Genomic DNA, 16233 nt, shown 5'->3' on the forward strand with positions numbered 1-16233 from the left:
TCTGGTCCCGCTCCTACTTCGCCGGCTCCTGTGGCGGCGCACCGCTCACCGTGATCCGTCAGTACATCGAGCAGCAAAAACGTCCGCTGTGACCTGCGCGTCAGAGCAGTCCTGAGATGCGTTTCCCTCCCCGGCTGAAGCCGGAGATACCCACGCAAGATCAGGGATGGAGATCTCGGAGGCGGACTTCCTCCAGCCCATCGTGACCGCGACGCGCTCACAGTTCCTGACGACGAGGGCGGCGGCCCGGCACATGATCCCCCGCCGTACGGGAGTGATCCTGGCCTTCGGCGGCGGTGGCCCGCAGACGCTGCCGGGCCTCGGCGGTTTCAAGATCGCGCTGGACGCGCTGGAGGGACTGCGCCGCCAGTGGGCCATCGAGCTGGGCCCGCACGGCATCCGCGTAGTGACGCTGAAGTCGGGCGGGGTGCCGGAGACCGTGCCCGAGGGGTTTCCCGGCCGGGACGCGATCGTGGACGGCCTGGTCGGGGCGACGCAGCTCGGCCGTGCCGCGACGCTGGCGGACGTCGGCGACGTGGCCGCCTTCGTCGCCTCCGACCGGGCCCGCACGGTGACCGCGACGGACGTGAACATCTCCTGCGGCGCCATCGTGGACTAGGGAATGGCCCGGGGAGGCGGTGCGGCAGGGCGAACGCCAGGGGCCCGGGCCGGGAAGGCCGGTCCGGGCCCCTGTGGGACGTCAGCGCGTCATGCGCCGCTCCGTTGCGTGGTCAGCCTCATCGGGCGGTGCGCCTGGCTCGGATCAGGACCAGGAGGCCGCCGATGAGGAGCACGGCCCCCGCCATGGCTGGCCACAGCGTCGTGCCCGTCTCGGCCAGATTGCCGCCGACCGCCTGCGGCTTCGTGCCCAGGCTGTCCTCGGTGTCGTCACCGACGTCGGCGGGCTGCGTCTGGGCCGCCCCGCTCGACGCGTTCGCGTCGTTGTCGCCGTCGCCGGATCCGGCCTGTGCCTGATCGTTGTCCGCGTCGGCCGACGGGGTGCCGTAGGACTTGGGCGCGACCGTGCTGGACACGGTGGGCTCGTCGTCCTGCGCCGGTTCCGTGGCGGGCGCCTCGTTGCCGGGTTCGCCCTTTCCGGGCTCCTCCGTCGCAGGCTCCTGCGTCGCGGGCGCTTCGGTAGCCGGTTCCTCGGTCGCCGGTTCCTCGGTGGCCGGTTCCTCGGTGGCCGGGGGATCCGTCTGCTCGCCGCCGCCGTCACCGGGCTTCGGGTCGTCGTTCCCGGCCGGCGGAGTGGTGGGGGCCTCGGTCGGCTCCTCCTGGCCCGGGTCGTCGGCACCGACGCCGCACTCTCGGCCCTCGTTGATGCAGTCGACCAGCTGTCCCATCAGGTCCTCGTCGAAGACGTTGATGAAGTCGCCGTGGTCGGTGACGGGCTTGTGCAGCTGCTCGGGGAAGGAGTCCACCGCGAACAGCGGAGTCGTGCGGCCGCCGTCCTGCAGGCTCGGCGCGTCGACGTCGTAGACGATCCGCTGCACCAGCTGCGGGATGGCCGTGAAGCCGTTCGGGCAGCTGCCGTCGGCCGCCGCGAACGCCACGTGGGTGCGGTGGTTGGCGCTGTCGATGTTCTGTCCGTCCCAGCAGCTCTGGAACTTGAAGGTGCGCACCACGTCGCTGCCCTGCGGGCACAGCGGGTACTTGTCCTTCAGCTGCCGGTCCTCGAAGCCGGTGCAGCTCCAGGAGGCGTTGGCGTTGGCGGTGCCGTTGACGAACGCCTTGGCGTCACCGGTGATGATGCGCAGCAGCCGCGGCATCTCGGTGACCTTGCTACGCGGGTTGCCCACGAACGTCATCGTCACCTGCTTGGGGGTGACGATCTCGCCGGCGTTGCCCTCGATGCCGCCGCCGGGCGAGCCCGCGTCCTGCTCCTGGGTGCCGTTCTGCAGGCGCAGGACGGGCCAGAAGTAGGAGGACTTGTCGCCCTGGTCGACACAGGTCGTCTCGGCGTTCGCCAGGTCCTCGTCGCTGGCGAAGGCGTCGTTGGCCTGGTTGCCGACGTAGTCGTGGAAGTGGTGGGCGCCGTTGGAGACGCCGGGGGCCACGATCACGTTGTCGGAGTTGAACAGGCCGTTCTCGTTCACGCCGCAGCTGGTGGTGAAGGTGCCCCGGGAGGCGCCCTTCTGCAGGGCCGGGCCGGTCACGTTCGGCTGTACGGCGGTGATGTCGGTGAAGTCGGCGGCGACGGGGCCGTTGCCGGCCTGGCCGCCGTTGCCCGCCTGGCCTCCGTCACCGCTCTGGCCGCCGTTCTCGGGCTGCTGGCCGCCCTGTTCGGCGCCCGCCTGGTTGTCGCCGCCCTCGTTCTGGCCGGCGTCGGTCTGGTCGCCGTTGCCGCTGTCGGCGGCGCGCAGTGTGCAGGGGGCGAGGGACTCCAGGCCCTGCGGCCGCTCCCCCACGCGCTCGATGGCGATGGCGATGCGCTCGATCGTCGCCGTGCGCTTGTCCTTCAGCGGATTCATGATCGCGCTGTCGGCGAAGCCCGCGTCCTGCTGGATGGCCTGGGCCGACTCCTGCAGGCGCTGGTAGGCGTCGGCGATCTGCTGGTCCAGGAGGGCGAGTTCCTTGGCGACGTCCTCCCTCGCGCCGTCCGGTACGGCCGTCAGCTTGCTGCCGACATCCGGGCAGTCGATCGTGCCTGCCGGGGAGGACAGCGTCCGGGCCTGCTGCGTTCCGTCGTCCTCGGTGGCCGAGGCGTAGACGTTGGCCGCAACCAGGCCGCCGCCGCCCAACATCAGCGCGACCGCTGCAAAGGTCGCGCGCCGTGCGCCCGTGGGGCGTCTTCGCGTGCTGCGTCCCAAGGAAGTACTCCTACGCCTCGTGGTCGGTCTCAGGGCATGAAAATCCCCCGGCCTAATACGGAGGCGCGCCGCGTCGTGTTCAACGGCATCAGGAATTCACAGAAATCTCTTACAACGACCGGCCTGCCAGGGTCAGTTCATGAGTCCGGCGGCGAGCGTCGCCCCCAGTTCCCAGCAGGCCTCGGTGTCGTTCTTGCCGGGCTCGCCGGTCACCGTCACGGGTTGCGCGGCACGTCGCCAGGCGAGCCCGGTCGTGATGGAGTCGATCGCCCGGACCGCCCCGGTGACGTCGCTGCCGCCGTGCACGTAGTAGCCGAAGGGCCGGCCTCGGGTGGCGTCCAGGCACGGGTAGTAGACCTGGTCGAAGAAATGCTTGAGGGCCCCGGAGATGTAGCCGAGGTTCGCCGGCGTGCCCAGCAGGTAGGCGTCGGCGTCGAGTACGTCGGCCGCCGTGGCCGACAGCGCCGGTCGCCGTACGACGTCGACGTTCTCGATCTCCGGCGCCGTGGCTCCGGAGATCACGGCTTCGAGCATGGCCTGGCAGTTGGGCGAGGGAGTGTGATGCACGATCAGCAAGGTAGGCACACCCGAACCCTGCCGCCGCGCCGCGGATCCGCGCAACCGCGACGGTTCAGTTGGCGGCTTGGGCGGCGTCGGGGTCCTCGTCCTCCGACCCGCCACCCGTGACTCCCGAGGAGGCGTTGACCCTGGCGACCGCGGACGACAGCTGCTCCTGGATCGCCTCGGGCAGTGCGTCGCCCTTGATCGCGTGGACCAGGTCCCCGGCCAGCGAGTGCAGTTTGGTGTTGGTGTTCTGGGAGGCCGCGACGAGCACCGTCCAGGCCTCCTCGGAGGTGAGGTTGAACGAGGCCATCAGGATGCCCCGGGCCAGGTCGATGGTCGGCCGGGTCTGCATGGCCCGGCGCAGCTGGGCGACTTCGATCCGCAGGTCCTGGTCGGGCTCGTCGGTCATGTCGGTGTCCTGTGCGGGGTCGGCCGCGGTGGTCAGTCCAGGCGGGCGAGTGAACAGCGACCGGGTGGCGGTCAGGGTGAGGAGGCGATCGACTGCCGTACTCGTGGAGTGGACCGCGACCGTCTTGGCCTGCTCCAGGGCCCGGTGGCGCAGGGTGAGGAGGATGTTGAGGGCGGAGCAGTCGCAGAAAGTGACGCCCTCCAGGTCCAGGTCTATTCCGCGGACCGAGCGGTTGAGTGCGTGGCGCAGGTCGGTGCGGAACTGTTCGCTGGTGTCGAGGTCGATTTCCCCGCGGACTTCCATGGTGATCCGGTCACCGTGCGGGCGCAGGTGGGTGACCAGCGTGCGTGGCCGACCGGCCGCCGGTGCGCCCGTGGTGTCCGCCCAGTCAGCAGTGCCCCCGGTAGGGGATTGCGCACAGAACGCGAGCTCCGGCATGACCGCCTCTCCCTCAGGTGCTCCCCGTCTCCGTACCAGACTGAACCGGAACTGTCGTACACGTCAATAGATACATGAAACGCAGTACGTGTTTTTGTATACGTGAACGCGCTGTCGTAGTCTTGGGGCATGGACGGAGGCCCTGAGTCGCACACCGGATGGACATTCCTGACCAATCACGCCCGAGTACTGGCGGCCATCGCGGACAACCCGAGTGTCCGCATTCGGCATATCGCGGCGCGCTGCCGGCTCACCGAACGCGCCGTCCAGAAGATCATTTCAGATCTGGAGCGGGACGGCTATCTGTCCCATGTCCGTGAGGGACGCACCAACTCCTACCAGATCGAGCCCGACAAGGTGCTGCGTCACCCCGCCGAGGCCGGACTGCCGGTCGCCGCACTGCTCTCGCTGCTCGTCCAGGACGAGGCCGACCGCGGCACGGCCTCCGATCAGCTGAGAGCCGCGCGTCAGCGCATGCCGGTGGACGGCGGATGAGCGGTCGGCGGACCGGTTCGCACACGTGCTACCCCTGGCCGGCTCAGCACAGTACGCGCAGCGCTCCGGGCAGGACCCTGACCGTGACCGGGAGGTTCGCCTCCACCTCGCCGTCCGCGCCGTAGGGGACCGCGCGGTCGGCCTCGATACGGATCTCCCTGCCCCGCAGGATGCGCACCTGGGGGCGGTGGACATGGGCGCCGGTCTTGAGGTCGTTCATCAGGGCGAAGAACAGCCGCCGCGGCGCCTCGCGGATCATCACCACGTCCAGCAGTCCGTCGTCCAGGCGGGCGTCGGGGGCGATGAGCCGACCGGAGCCGTAGTAGCCGGAGTTGGCGGCGACGACCGTGTAGCCGGTGTGCGGGTGTTCCTCACCGTCGACGGTGACGCGGTAGCGGGCGGGGCGCCAGGTGGTGACGGCGCGCAGTCCGCCGGCGTAGTAGGAGGCCGCGCCGCGCAGCAGGGTGGCGTTGTTGGCGTGCCGGTTGGCGAGTGCGTCGACGCCCGCGTACACGCTGCCGAGGACCACCGTGCGGTGATGGACGGCCGACTCGACCTCGATGGTGTCGACCTTCCGGGGCTCGTGGTGGAGCAGTACCCGCGCGAGTTCCGTCGGGTCGGTGGGCAGGTTCAGTGCCCGGGCGAAGTCGTTGCCGCGGCCGGCCGGCACCAGGCCGAGCAGGGCGTCGGTGCCGCTGAGGGCTCCGCCGATGCCGCCGGCGATGCCGTCGCCGCCGACCGCGAGCACCACCCGGCCCCGCTGCCCGGCGTCCAGGGCGAGCTCCCGGGCGTGGGCCAGGCTGCGGCTGTACTCGGTCTCCAGGCCGGCCCCGGCCTCCCGCAGCTGCCGGGCCACCTGCAGCAGCGCGGCCGCTGAGGCGGATCCGCCGGCCGTGGGGTTGACGATGGCGGTGAACTGTCGCATCGGGGTGCCTTTCGGGCCGACGAGGAGGGTGCTGCCGGAGGCGGGAGGTCGGGGCGAGCGGATGGGGCGGGCTGACAGGAGGTCAGTCGGTGGGCGGATACGGCGGACCGCCGGGAGGTCAGTCGAGGGGCAGGAGGACACCGGGGTTGAGCATGCCCGCCGGGTCCAGCCGGCGCTTCACGGCGCGCAGCGCCTCGATGCCGAGCGGGCCCGCCTCGCGGACGTACCAGTCCCGGTGGTCGCTGCCCACGCCGTGGTGGTGGCTGATGGTGCCGCCCGCGTCGAGGATCGCCTCGTTGGCGGCGTGCTTGGCCTTCTCCCAGTGCGCCACCGGGTCGTCGCCCTGCGCGGAGACGACGGTGAAGTACAGCGAGGCGCCGTTCTCGTAGACGTGGGAGATGTGACACATGATCAGGGGCGGCGTGCCGGACTCGGTGAGCGTGGTGGTGAGGGCCTCGCGGACGGACGCGTACAGCTCCGGGACGCGTGACCAGAAGGCCGCCGTCTCCAGCGTCTCGGCGAACGCCCCGGCGTCCAGCAAGGAGTCCCGCAGATAGGGCGCCGAGTAGCGGCCGTGCGCCCAGCGCTGTCCCGGTTCCTCACCGAGCGGGGTTCCGCCGCACGCGCGCAGGACGGCGGCGGCCTTCTCCCGGCGGTGCGAAGTGTCCTCGTCCGTGCCCTCGTAGCCGGTGATCGCCATGCAACCGGTGGGCTGCTGCCCGGCGACGGCGGCGCCGATCGCCTCGGGCTGGGCGAGGCCGATCAGCGTCTCGGTCTCGTCGGACAGCCGCAGCACCGTCGGGCGCGGCCCGTCCTGCGCGAGGCGGCGCAGGGCTACGGCGCCCTCCTCGAAGGAGGGGAAACGCCAGCCCTCGTACACGCGGGTCCGGGGGACGGGGCGGATCCGTACCGTGACCGACGTGATGACGCCGAACGCGCCTTCCGAGCCGAGGAAGAGCTGGCGGAGGTCGGGGCCGGCCGCCGAGCGCGGTGCGCGGCCCGTGTCGATGGTGCCCTCGGGGGTGGCGAGGGTCAGTCCCAGGACCATCTCGTCGAACCGGCCGTAGCCGGCGGACGCCTGGCCGCTGGAGCGGGCGGCGGCGAATCCTCCGATGGTGGCCCACTCGTAGGACTGCGGGAAGTGGCCGAGGGTGAAGCCGTGTTCGGCGAGCAGCGCCTCGGCCTGCGGGGCGCGCAGGCCCGGTTGCAGGGTGGCCGTGCGCGAGACGGGGTCGAGGGCGAGGAGCTGGTCCATGCGGCGCAGGTCCAGGGCGACGAAGGGACCCCGTCGGCTCGGGGCGAGGCCGCCGACGACGGAGGTGCCGCCGCCGAACGGGATGACGGACAGGCCGTGTTCGGCGCATGCGCGCAGCACGGCGGCCACCTGGTCGTGGTCGGCGGGGAGTACGACGGCCGCGGGGATGTCGTCGACGTCGCCCTCACGGATCCGCAGCAGGTCGGGGGTGGACTTGCCGCGGGTGTGGCGGATGCGGGCCTCCGCGTCGAGGCGGACGTGCTCCTCACCCCCCACGGCACGGGACAGGGCCTGGCGCGCGGCGGTTTCGAGCGGCGGCTCGGGTACGGCGATGTCCTCCAGGGCGACCGGCCCGGCGGTGCGCGGCTTCACGCCGAGCAGATCGCGCAGCAGCCCCGTCACGGTCTCGGGCAGCGGCGCCGCCTTGGCCGGGTCGCCCCAGCCGCTCCACAACATGTCCATGGCGGTCGTCCTCACCGGTCGATTCGAGCGATGCCGTGTCCCGGGACGGCCTCGCAGGCGTTACACTGTGACACATGACGCCTATTCGTCACAACCACTCGGACGGCGACGCGGTGCTCGACGCGGTGCGCGACTGTGTCCTCGCCGTCGGTGTGCGCCGTACGACACTGACCGACGTGGCCCGCCGCGCGGGTGTCTCCCGGATGACGCTGTACCGGCGCTGGCCCGATGTGCGCTCGCTGGTGGGGGACTTGATGACCCGGGAGTGGGTCGCGGTGGCCACCGGGGCCCTGCCCGAGCCGCGCCCCGGGGCCGACGCGCGTGCCCTGATCGTCGACGGCCTGGTGGCCGGCGTGGCGGCGTTCCGGGCCCATCCGCTGTTCCGGAAGATCGTCGACGTCGATCCGGAACTGCTCCTGCCCTATGTCCTCGACCGCCGGGGTGCGAGCCAGGAGGCTCTCCTCGCGCTGCTGGGCGATGCCGTACGGGAGGGCCACGCCGACGGGTCGGTGCGTGCCGGCCATGCCGAACGGCAGGCGCGGGCCCTGCTGTTGGTCGTCCAGTCCTTCACGCTTTCCCTGCGCACCATGACCGACGAGGACGACGCCGACCTGAACAGTGAGGCCTTCCTCGCGGAGTTGCGCGGCCTTCTGGAGAGGACCCTCACCCCATGAGCACTGCCACTCCCCCGCTTCCCGGTTCCTCTCTGTCCGCCGCGCGGCGGTCGCGCGAACTGGCCGAGACCGTCGGCGGTCCGGCCGTGGACGTCCTGGTCGTCGGGCTGGGCGCGACCGGCGCCGGGGCCGCCCTGGACGCCGCCGCCCGGGGCCTGACCGTGGCCGCCGTCGACGCCCACGACCTGGCCTTCGGCACCTCCCGCTTCAGCAGCAAGCTCATCCACGGCGGGCTGCGCTATCTCGCCTCGGCGCAGCTCGACGTGGCCCACGAGAGCGCCGTCGAGCGCGGGGTGCTGATGGAGCGCACGGCACCGCATCTGGTGCGGGCCCAGCCCTTCGTGCTGCCGCTGACGCCTCTGGTCTCCCGGGGCCAGTCCGCCCTCGCCTGGGCCGGATTCCGGGCCGGCGACACCCTGCGCCTCGCGGCCCGCACGGCCCGCGCGACCCTGCCCGCCCCGCGCCGGCTCTCCACCGTGGAGACCCGGCACCTCGCCCCCGCCCTGCGCACCCAGGGCCTGCGCGGCGGCCTGCTGTCCTGGGACGGCCGGCTCACCGACGACGCCCGCCTGGTGACCGCGATCGCCCGCACCGCCGCCGCCCACGGCGCCCGGATCCTGACCCGGGTCAGGGCCCTGCGGCTCACCGCGTCCGGGGCCGTGATCCGCGACGAACTCACCGGCGAGGAAGGCGAGATCAGGGCCCGCGCGGTGATCAACGCCTCCGGCGTCTGGGCGGGCGGTCTGGTCGAAGGGATCCGGATCCGCCCCTCCCGCGGCACCCACCTCGTCCTGCGCTCCGACCACCTCGGCCCGCTGCCCGCCGGGCTGCACGTGCCGGTCCCCGGGGAGACGAACCGCTTCGTCCTCGTCCTGCCCCAGGGCGACGGCCGCGTCTACGTCGGGCTCACCGACGAGCCCGTCGAGGGCGACATCCCCGATGTTCCGCAAGCGCCCGAGACGGACATCGGTTTCCTCCTCGACGTCCTCGGCTCCGTCCTGGACGTCCCGGTCCAACGCGAGGACGTGGTCGGCGCGTTCGCGGGACTGCGTCCGCTGCTCGACACCACGTCGGCGGCGCATTCCGGTGCGGCTCCACGGACTTCCGACATCTCCCGCCGGCACGCGGTCCTGACCTCGCCGGAGGGGGTGGTCACGGTGGTCGGCGGCAAGCTCACCACCTACCGGCGCATGGCCGAGGACGCCGTCGACGCCGCCGTCGCCACCGGCCGGCTCACCGCCGGCCCCTCGCCCACGGCCTCCCTGCCCCTGGTCGGCGCCGCGTCGCCGGACGCGCTCGGCTCCGTCCGGGCACCACGCCGCCTCGTCCAGCGGTACGGCACCGAGGCGGCGGCCGTCCGGGCGCTCGGCGCGCGGCACCCCCGGCTCGAGGAACCGGTGCTGCCCGGTCATCCCGTCACCGGCGCCGAACTGCTGTGGGCCGTACGCCACGAGGGCGCCCTGGACGAGGCCGACCTGCTGGACCGGCGCACCCGCATCGGACTGGTGCCCGCCGACCGCGCGGCGGCGACGGACGCCGCACGCCGAGTGCTTGACGAGGTGTCGGCACGCGTGGGTGAGAGGTAGCGCCGCGGGGCGTACGGGGCTGCGGGGTCGGTCAGGTGTCCGTGCGCCGGATCCGCCACACGTGGTCGTCCCGGAAGCCCTCCACGCCGTCGGGTGACACGCTCGCCCTGCGCACCGTGTCCAGGGTCTGCACGGTCCAGTCGGCCTTCGGGAGCGCGAGTTCGTCGAGGACGCCCCGCCGCGTCGGGAACTCCGCCTCGAAGGGCGGCTCGGTCTGCCAGGACGGCCAGCCGGCGTGCATGACGATCAGCAGAGTGCCGCCCGGGGCGACCGCGTCTGCGGCCTGGCGCAGAATCCGCTTCTGGTCCAAAGGGATCGGCGACTGCAGATACTGGGCGTTCACCAGGTCGAAGGAGCCCTCGGGGAACGACTCCCCCAGTACATGCCGTTCCCACACCGTACGGTCGCCGACTCCGGCCTCGACGGCGTGCAGGCCGGCACGTTCCAGAGCGGTGTGCGAGATGTCGACGCCGGTGACCCGCCAGCCGCGCGAGGCGAGCCACACCGCGTCGGCCCCCTCGCCGCATCCGAGGTCGAGGGCGCTGCCCGGCGGGAGGTCGCCGGCCTCGCGGACGAGCAGCGCGTTGGGGCGGCCACTCCACAGAGGTCCGCCGTCCCGGTAGCGGGCCTCCCAGAACTCGGCTGCCCTCATGGCGGGGGTCTGGGTCATGGTGCCTCCTGAGATGCGGGTGTGACGGTGCGGAGCGACTCGGACAAAACGCGTCCTGCCCCTCCCTGACGAAGCCTGCGGGACACCTCCGAGATGGCCAAAGGTTCTTGCCGGTTCGGCAAAAGCCCTCGGCGCACTGCGCGCGCGTGCCGACAGGCGGGCGACCAAAGGACTACGACCTTGGAGCCATTTCCCCTGGGCCCGCGGTCCGATCCGCCGGGCGGCGGGGCGCGGTTAGCGTCACAGCATGCGTATAGGACTTCTCGGCACCGGCAACGTCGCACGAGCACTGGCCCGTGGGTGGAGCGCCGCAGGGCACGACGTGCTCCTCGGTTCACGCAGCCCGAAGGACCGGACGGACCTCGGTCTCCCCGTGGCAGGCCTGAACGAGACGGCAGCCCACGCGGAGGTACTGGTCAACGCCACCCCGGGGGACGTCTCCGTGGAGCTGCTGCGCTCCATCGGGGCACCGGCGCTGGCCGGCACCCTGCTCATCGACGTCGCAGTCGGCCTCTCCCCCGACTTCACCCGGCTCTCACACCCCAACAGCAGCCTCGGCGAACAGATCCAGGAGGCCTTTCCCCTGACCCCCGTCGTCAAGACGCTGTGCACCATGGACTCCACGGTGATGATCGCCCCGGGCAGTCTGGAGGGTCCGAGCACCGTCTTCCTCTCCGGCGACGACGCCGAGGCCAAGCGGACCACCGGGCGACTGCTCGCCGACCTCGGCTGGCCGCCGTCGTCCCAGCTGGACATCGGAGGCATCACCACCGCGCGCGGGCAGGAGCACTTCGCGTTCCTCTTCATGGGGATCGCCCGCGGGCTGGGCGCTCACGCGTTCAACATCAACGTGGTCGCGCGCGCCGCCGGCTAGGTCACTCGCCCGGCGCCTCCAACCAGAAGCCGGCGCGGATTCGCCAGAGATCGAGCAGCGCCGTGTCGCCCTGCGTCACGATCGCGGGCTCGGGCCGCTGGTAGAAGTACAGAAGCAGGTCGGCCACCGGGCCGCACGCGGTCGCCGTGGCCTGGTCGGCCCCAGTGCGCCAGACGGGGCGCTCGCCGGTCAGGTCGACCATCCACTCTCCGGCGTCGGTCGCGTCGAAGTGGAGCATGCGGCCCGGGCCGAGCAGGTCGGGCAGGTCCGGCCCAGGCTCGAACGCCTCGGGAAAGGTCGAGTACTCCAGCCACTCCTCGACCGCGTCGACGGCCAGATCCGCCTCCAGCACGAACTCGGCCCCGGCCGCCCGGGCCGCGTCGGCGCGGTGCACGACGGTCTCGTGCGTCATGCGCCGTGCCCAGAACTCCACCGGCGCCGACCTCTCCTCGGAGGGGTTCCAGGCGAGTGCGTCGGGACCGGCGGCCCGCAGGGCGGCGCTGAGCCGCGCGGCGCCCTCGATGAGCCAGGGAATCAGGAATGCCTCGTCCTCGCGCGTGTATCCGGACAGGTCGTTCACCAGGTCGTCGGGGATCGGGCCGCCGGCCCGGGTCCGTACGATCTCCTCGGCCCAGCGGTGCTCGCCGCCCACGTGCCGCAGCAGCCGGCCGAGGTCCCAGCCGGGGCAGGCAAGCACCGGAGCGCTCATGTTCGCGCCCCGTACATGACCGGTGAGCCGTTCGGTCTGGTTGACGATCTCGTCGCAGTGGCGGTCGAAGGTCAGCGAGGTCATCGCCTCATGGTGCCGCAGAACAGCGCTCCGCTCTGTCAGTGGGCTCGGATACTGTGTGCCGTCTGAGCAAGATCAGAAGCAGGATCGGGCGGGGAGAGATCAGATGCTGGTGGGGGCGGGGAACGTACGGCGACGACTGGCCCAGGTGGCTCTGCTGGCCGGGGTGCTGACGGGTTGTGCGGGAGCGGCGCAGGACGACACGAAGACGCCGGCCAGCGCCTCGGCGGCGGCCGACGCGGACAGCGAGAGCGGTACGGCAGTGAAGAGCGGCGGCACCATCGGCCCCGCCGGATCGGCCTGTGAGCTGCCCGTCGCCTTCGACATCGCCGAGGACTGGGAGGCGGAGGCCATCCACGCCGGGGCGGCCGAGGAGAAGGTGGCCGACGGCGCCTCCGCCGACCCCGAGGAGGCCGAGCTTGCCCAGGAGATCGCCGACGCGATCCTGCGCCAGGGCCCGGTGGCGGCCGCGTGTGAGGTCGACGCCAAGCCGGCGGGGAACATCGGCTTCCTCCGCGTCTGGACGGGCAAGCCGGGCGACGACGACGCACGCGCCGTGCTGGAGGCCTTCGTCGCGGCGGAGGACAACACGAGCAAGGCCAAGTACAGCACGTCCGAGGTGGGCGACCTCGCCGTTGCCGAGGTCGAGTACCTCTTCACGAGCAAGCTGCTGGAGGAGACGAAGGAGGAGTCCGCGCTGGCCGTCATCACCGAGCAGGGTCCGGTCGTCATACACCTCGGCGGAATGGACACCGAGGAGCACCGGGAGATGCTGCCGGCGTACGAACTCGCCAAACGGACCCTGCGCCTCAGCTGAGCGGTCGGTGCCGGTGTGTCCGGCGCGGGCGATTCATGATGGTGAAGCCGAAGCTCGTCGATGCTCCGGCGGCCAGGCTGCCGTTGCCGTTCGGCCTCATCGTGGCCTGTGCCGTGCCCGAGCCCTCGATGTCCAGTTCGGTGATCTGCACGGCGACCGGCAGCAGCGGCGCCCGGCGCCCCTGTAGTGCTGCATGACCTGAGTGATGTGGTTGTCCATCGCCGATCTGAGGTCGGCCGCACCGAGGCCGGCGACTGTTCTCCGGTGCCGCTACGACTCGGCCCCGGTGTAGAACGCGATCGTCGCCGCCGTCGTGGCCGCCACGACGTCCTCGTCGGCCCCCGAGGTCGCGTAGGCCTTCCCCCACAGCTCACCCGACCGCGTGAAGAACGCCTTGCCCTCGTCCGAGACCTGCCAGGCCTCGGCCTCCTCCCTGCTCATCCCGCCGCCGGCGAGGTGCATGCCGAGGCCCAGCAACGCCCCGTCCCAGCCGACACCCACGGCTCCCGGCCCGAAACGGCCCCAGAAGTCGGGCGGCACCACGGCCACGTGCTCCAACTCCAGCACCGTCCGCTCCTCGCCGTCCGGCGTGAGGCGCACCTCGACCTCGCTGAAGCCCGGGTCGGGCCCGTGCAGCCAGCTCACCCGCAGCCGCGTCGGCTCCTCGCACTGCAGGATCTCCCCGCCGGCCTGACCCTCCAGCTGGTACCGCCCGCCGACCTTGAACTCACCGCTCACCGGCAGGAACCAGCGGCCGATCCGCTCGGGCGACGTCACGGCATCCCACACGTCGGCGATCTCGGCGTCGACCGTACGCCGCAAGAGCACCGTACGGGCCTCGCCCGCCTCGACCTGCCGTACCTCGACCTGCCGGTGCAGGCGGTTCAACTCGTCGACGATCTCAGTCATCCCCGCTCGCTACCTCTCTCAGTCTGCGTTCGCGCTTTCCTCGCGCGAGTTCCGTTTCGAGGGCGTCGAGCCGCTGCTCCAGAAACCGCGGAATCTCTCCAGCCATGCGTCCACCTCCCGCAGCGGGGCGGCATCGACGGCGTACAGCCGCCGGGTGCCCTCCGCCCGCACGGAAGCGAAGCCGCTCTCGCGCAGCACCCGGAGGTGCTGCGAAACGGCAGGTTGGGAGATCCCGAACTCGTCCTGGATCACGGCACTGATGTCGCCCGATGCCTGCTCACCGACCGCGAGCAGCTCCAATATCCGGCGGCGAACCGGATCACCCAGCACATCGAAGGCGTGCACAGGTCCACTATGACAGCCACCGCTTATATAAGGCAACACTTAAAAAACCGCACAGGGCCCGCCGGGCTGTGCTACTGTCTCGGTGTTGCAGTTGTGGTACCCATGAAGCTATGTGCGCCTGACGGGAATGCTCTCTTCAGGCGCATTATTTGTTTTCCGGCGTCTCCGGATGGGGCCTCTGCCTACAGAAGGAGAAGGTCATGGCACAGGGAACCGTGAAGTGGTTCAACGCCGAAAAGGGTTTCGGCTTCATCGAGCAGGACGGCGGCGGCCCCGACGTCTTCGCCCACTACTCGAACATCGCGACCCAGGGCTTCCGTGAGCTCCAGGAGGGCCAGCGGGTCACCTTCGACGTCACGCAGGGCCAGAAGGGCCCGCAGGCGGAGAACATCGTCCCCGCCTGATCGCCGGACGCGTATCCGCTCACCGGGGTCCGCACTGTCATGGTGCGGACCCCGGTTTGTGCTGTTTCCAGGAAGGCAGACAACCGAATGTCCCGCAGGCCCCAGAAGCCGAACCGGCGCGCCTCGTCATCCCCACGGTCCGCGGCGGCACCGAGGGATTTCCGGCTGCCGGAAAGCACGACACCCGCACTTCCCGCCGTCGAGGACTTCGCCGCCCTGGGCATGCCCGCGGGGCTGTTGAAGACCCTCACCGCGCAGGGCGTGACCACCCCTTTCCCCATCCAGGCCGCCACGCTGCCCAACTCACTCGCCGGCCGCGACCTGCTGGGCCGGGGCCGTACCGGCTCCGGCAAGACCCTCGCGTTCGGGCTGGCGCTCCTGGCCCGCACGGCCGGACTGCGTGCGCAGCCCAAGGCACCCCTCGCCCTCGTGCTGGTGCCCACCCGTGAACTCGCCCAGCAGGTGACGGACGCGCTGACCCCCTACGCGACGGCGGTCAACCTGCGGCTGGCCACCGTGGTCGGCGGGCTGTCGATCACCAAGCAGGCGGGTGCGCTCCGGCGTGGCGCCGAGGTGGTCGTCGCGAGTCCCGGTCGGCTCAACGACCTGGTGGAACGCGGAGACTGCGTGCTCGGCGACGTACGCATCACCGTGCTGGACGAGGCCGACCAGATGACCGACATGGGCTTCCTGCCGCAGATCACCAAGCTGATCCAGCAGGTACGGCCCGACGGGCAGCGCATGCTCTTCTCGGCCACCCTGGACCGCAACATCGACCGCCTGGTGCAGCGGTTCCTGAACGACCCTGTGACGCACTCCGTGGACCCGTCCGCGGGAGCGGTGACGACCATGGAGCACCATGTGCTCCACGTCCAGGACGAGACCGACAAGAAGGCCGTCACCACGCGGATCGCGGCCCGCGACGGTCGGGTCATCCTCTTCCTCGACACCAAGAGGTCCGCCGACCGGCTCGCCAAGCGGCTCCTGGCCGTGGGCGTCCGCGCGGCGGCACTGCACGGAGGCCGTTCCCAGCCGCAGCGGAACCGCACCCTGGAGCAGTTCAAGAACGGTCACGTGACCGCGCTGGTGGCGACGAACGTCGCGGCCCGGGGCATACACGTCGACGACCTCGACCTCGTCGTGAACGTCGATCCCCCCGCCGACCACAAGGACTACCTCCACCGGGGCGGCCGCACGGCCCGCGCCGGCGGCTCCGGCAGCGTGGTCACGCTGGTCCTGCCCGAGCAGAAGCGGGACGTCACCCGGCTCATGTCGGACGCGGGCATCCGTCCCCGGACGGCCCGCGTCAAGTCCAGCGACGCGCAACTGGCCACCATCACCGGCGCCCGCGAGCCGTCCGGCGTGGCCGTCACCATCGACGTCCCCCAGCCCGCGACACCGACGGCGTCCCGCCCGGACCGAAAGACCGGGACCAAGCCGGACGGGCGAGCGGGCCGCCGACGCCGGGGCGGCGGAGCCCGAGCGGCGACAGGTGCTGCCACCGGAACCGGGAGCCGGGACGCCGATCGCCGGGCCGCGGCCGGGGCGACAGCGTCTGGTGGCACCTCCGCAGCCGGCGGGCGCGGTTCTGCCCGCCGGGCGGGGGCCGGCGGGGTCACGAGCGGTGCCGACGGAGGGGGCCGCCGCGGTTCCGACCGCCGAGGAGGCCGCCGCACCTCCGCCACCCGTGCCGCATCAGGCAACGCCGGCCCTGGTGACGGCCTTTCGTAGGCGTTCGCCCTGGGGTGCATCGCTGCTGTCGTCCACCACTCCCGCGGCGACCGGGGGTGCTGCGGCACGAGG

The 16233-nt window shown here is 71.7% G+C and carries 16 protein-coding genes and 2 pseudogenes; 9 read left to right on the forward strand and 9 right to left on the reverse strand.

Going from position 1 to position 16233, the window contains the following annotated elements; genetic code table 11:
* A partial coding sequence (locus IF78_RS45470; RefSeq protein WP_199921440.1) for a transposase occupies window positions 1–92 on the forward strand: 92 nt, incomplete at its 5' end.
* A gap of 59 nt (window positions 93–151) precedes the next feature.
* A pseudogene (locus IF78_RS0133900) lies at window positions 152–619 on the forward strand (SDR family oxidoreductase); the annotation flags it as partial.
* A 118-nt stretch (window positions 620–737) separates the two neighbouring features.
* On the opposite strand, the gene IF78_RS0133905 reads toward IF78_RS0133900, so the two are convergent.
* From IF78_RS0133905 to IF78_RS0133915, 3 genes are all read right to left on the reverse strand, one after another.
* Window positions 738–2747 (reverse strand): DUF1996 domain-containing protein, encoded by a 2010-nt coding sequence (locus IF78_RS0133905; RefSeq protein WP_031486261.1) that lies wholly within the window; start codon window positions 2745–2747, stop codon window positions 738–740.
* 198 nt (window positions 2748–2945) lie between these two features.
* Window positions 2946–3398, reverse strand: coding sequence for a flavodoxin family protein (locus tag IF78_RS0133910; RefSeq protein ID WP_031486262.1), 453 nt, complete (start codon window positions 3396–3398; stop codon window positions 2946–2948).
* A 46-nt stretch (window positions 3399–3444) separates the two neighbouring features.
* Complete coding sequence (locus IF78_RS0133915; protein WP_051828361.1) at window positions 3445–4224, reverse strand: ANTAR domain-containing protein; 780 nt, start codon at window positions 4222–4224, stop codon at window positions 3445–3447.
* Between the two features lie 129 nt (window positions 4225–4353).
* Here IF78_RS0133915 and IF78_RS0133920 point away from each other — a divergent pair, with 129 nt between their 5' ends.
* Window positions 4354–4719 (forward strand): helix-turn-helix transcriptional regulator, encoded by a 366-nt coding sequence (locus IF78_RS0133920; RefSeq protein WP_031486264.1) that lies wholly within the window; start codon window positions 4354–4356, stop codon window positions 4717–4719.
* 43 nt (window positions 4720–4762) lie between these two features.
* Here the strand turns inward: IF78_RS0133920 and IF78_RS0133925 are convergent, their stop codons facing one another.
* Together IF78_RS0133925 and IF78_RS0133930 are read right to left on the reverse strand one after the other, a co-directional pair.
* Window positions 4763–5644 carry a YegS/Rv2252/BmrU family lipid kinase gene (locus IF78_RS0133925; protein ID WP_031486265.1) on the reverse strand — a complete coding sequence of 294 codons (882 nt, stop codon included), beginning with the start codon at window positions 5642–5644 and terminating at the stop codon, window positions 4763–4765.
* 118 nt (window positions 5645–5762) lie between these two features.
* Entirely contained in the window at window positions 5763–7361 is a 1599-nt protein-coding gene (locus IF78_RS0133930; protein ID WP_031486266.1) for an FAD-binding oxidoreductase, read from the reverse strand.
* A 74-nt stretch (window positions 7362–7435) separates the two neighbouring features.
* Here IF78_RS0133930 and IF78_RS0133935 point away from each other — a divergent pair, with 74 nt between their 5' ends.
* Both IF78_RS0133935 and IF78_RS0133940 read left to right on the forward strand, forming a co-directional pair.
* Window positions 7436–8035: a TetR/AcrR family transcriptional regulator gene (locus IF78_RS0133935; RefSeq protein WP_051828363.1), complete on the forward strand. Its 600-nt coding sequence runs from the start codon at window positions 7436–7438 to the stop codon at window positions 8033–8035.
* Window positions 8032–9621 (forward strand): glycerol-3-phosphate dehydrogenase/oxidase, encoded by a 1590-nt coding sequence (locus IF78_RS0133940; RefSeq protein ID WP_031486268.1) that lies wholly within the window; start codon window positions 8032–8034, stop codon window positions 9619–9621. Before IF78_RS0133935 ends, IF78_RS0133940 begins: the two co-directional genes overlap by 4 nt.
* A 31-nt stretch (window positions 9622–9652) precedes the next feature.
* Here the strand turns inward: IF78_RS0133940 and IF78_RS0133945 are convergent, their stop codons facing one another.
* Window positions 9653–10291, reverse strand: coding sequence for a class I SAM-dependent methyltransferase (locus IF78_RS0133945; RefSeq protein ID WP_031486269.1), 639 nt, complete (start codon window positions 10289–10291; stop codon window positions 9653–9655).
* Between the two features lie 247 nt (window positions 10292–10538).
* Between IF78_RS0133945 and IF78_RS0133950 the strand changes: the two genes are divergently transcribed.
* Window positions 10539–11165 carry an NADPH-dependent F420 reductase gene (locus IF78_RS0133950; RefSeq protein WP_031486270.1) on the forward strand — a complete coding sequence of 209 codons (627 nt, stop codon included), beginning with the start codon at window positions 10539–10541 and terminating at the stop codon, window positions 11163–11165.
* A gap of 1 nt (window position 11166) precedes the next feature.
* On the opposite strand, the gene IF78_RS0133955 is transcribed toward IF78_RS0133950, so the two are convergent.
* Window positions 11167–11958, reverse strand: a complete 792-nt coding sequence (locus IF78_RS0133955) for a maleylpyruvate isomerase N-terminal domain-containing protein (RefSeq protein WP_031486271.1) — start codon at window positions 11956–11958, stop codon at window positions 11167–11169.
* A 103-nt stretch (window positions 11959–12061) separates the two neighbouring features.
* Here IF78_RS0133955 and IF78_RS0133960 point away from each other — a divergent pair, with 103 nt between their 5' ends.
* Window positions 12062–12772, forward strand: a complete 711-nt coding sequence (locus IF78_RS0133960) for a lipoprotein (protein ID WP_031486272.1) — start codon at window positions 12062–12064, stop codon at window positions 12770–12772.
* A gap of 270 nt (window positions 12773–13042) precedes the next feature.
* On the opposite strand, the gene IF78_RS0133970 is transcribed toward IF78_RS0133960, so the two are convergent.
* Complete coding sequence (locus IF78_RS0133970) at window positions 13043–13681, reverse strand: SRPBCC family protein (RefSeq protein ID WP_031486273.1); 639 nt, start codon at window positions 13679–13681, stop codon at window positions 13043–13045.
* Window positions 13674–14026 (reverse strand): annotated as a pseudogene (locus tag IF78_RS44095) (ArsR/SmtB family transcription factor). The gene IF78_RS0133970 and the pseudogene IF78_RS44095 overlap by 8 nt, the downstream one beginning before the upstream one ends.
* Window positions 14027–14226: 200 nt before the next feature.
* Here IF78_RS44095 and IF78_RS0133980 point away from each other — a divergent pair.
* Entirely contained in the window at window positions 14227–14430 is a 204-nt protein-coding gene (locus IF78_RS0133980) for a cold-shock protein (RefSeq protein WP_031486274.1), read from the forward strand.
* A gap of 87 nt (window positions 14431–14517) precedes the next feature.
* Window positions 14518–16161: a DEAD/DEAH box helicase gene (locus IF78_RS0133985; RefSeq protein ID WP_051828365.1), complete on the forward strand. Its 1644-nt coding sequence runs from the start codon at window positions 14518–14520 to the stop codon at window positions 16159–16161.
* Window positions 16162–16233 lie beyond the last annotated feature (72 nt).

It is taken from the genome of Streptomyces bicolor, from assembly GCF_000719285.1.
In the GTDB taxonomy this organism is placed as follows: Bacteria; Actinomycetota; Actinomycetes; order Streptomycetales; family Streptomycetaceae; genus Streptomyces; species Streptomyces bicolor.

Excerpts from the sequence above, each read along its gene's own strand:
- IF78_RS0133905 (WP_031486261.1), bottom strand. The coding sequence starts at position 2,747 with ATGTTGGGCGGCGGCGGCCTGGTTGCGGCCAACGTCTACGCCTCGGCC.
- IF78_RS0133915 (WP_051828361.1), bottom strand. The coding sequence starts at position 4,224 with ATGCCGGAGCTCGCGTTCTGTGCGCAATCCCCTACCGGGGGCACTGCT.
- IF78_RS0133920 (WP_031486264.1), top strand. The coding sequence starts at position 4,354 with ATGGACGGAGGCCCTGAGTCGCACACCGGATGGACATTCCTGACCAAT.
- IF78_RS0133925 (WP_031486265.1), bottom strand. The coding sequence starts at position 5,644 with ATGCGACAGTTCACCGCCATCGTCAACCCCACGGCCGGCGGATCCGCC.
- IF78_RS0133930 (WP_031486266.1), bottom strand. The coding sequence starts at position 7,361 with ATGGACATGTTGTGGAGCGGCTGGGGCGACCCGGCCAAGGCGGCGCCG.
- IF78_RS0133935 (WP_051828363.1), top strand. The coding sequence starts at position 7,436 with ATGACGCCTATTCGTCACAACCACTCGGACGGCGACGCGGTGCTCGAC.
- IF78_RS0133940 (WP_031486268.1), top strand. The coding sequence starts at position 8,032 with ATGAGCACTGCCACTCCCCCGCTTCCCGGTTCCTCTCTGTCCGCCGCG.
- IF78_RS0133945 (WP_031486269.1), bottom strand. The coding sequence starts at position 10,291 with ATGACCCAGACCCCCGCCATGAGGGCAGCCGAGTTCTGGGAGGCCCGC.
- IF78_RS0133950 (WP_031486270.1), top strand. The coding sequence starts at position 10,539 with ATGCGTATAGGACTTCTCGGCACCGGCAACGTCGCACGAGCACTGGCC.
- IF78_RS0133955 (WP_031486271.1), bottom strand. The coding sequence starts at position 11,958 with ATGACCTCGCTGACCTTCGACCGCCACTGCGACGAGATCGTCAACCAG.
- IF78_RS0133960 (WP_031486272.1), top strand. The coding sequence starts at position 12,062 with ATGCTGGTGGGGGCGGGGAACGTACGGCGACGACTGGCCCAGGTGGCT.
- IF78_RS0133970 (WP_031486273.1), bottom strand. The coding sequence starts at position 13,681 with ATGACTGAGATCGTCGACGAGTTGAACCGCCTGCACCGGCAGGTCGAG.
- IF78_RS0133980 (WP_031486274.1), top strand. The coding sequence starts at position 14,227 with ATGGCACAGGGAACCGTGAAGTGGTTCAACGCCGAAAAGGGTTTCGGC.
- IF78_RS0133985 (WP_051828365.1), top strand. The coding sequence starts at position 14,518 with ATGTCCCGCAGGCCCCAGAAGCCGAACCGGCGCGCCTCGTCATCCCCA.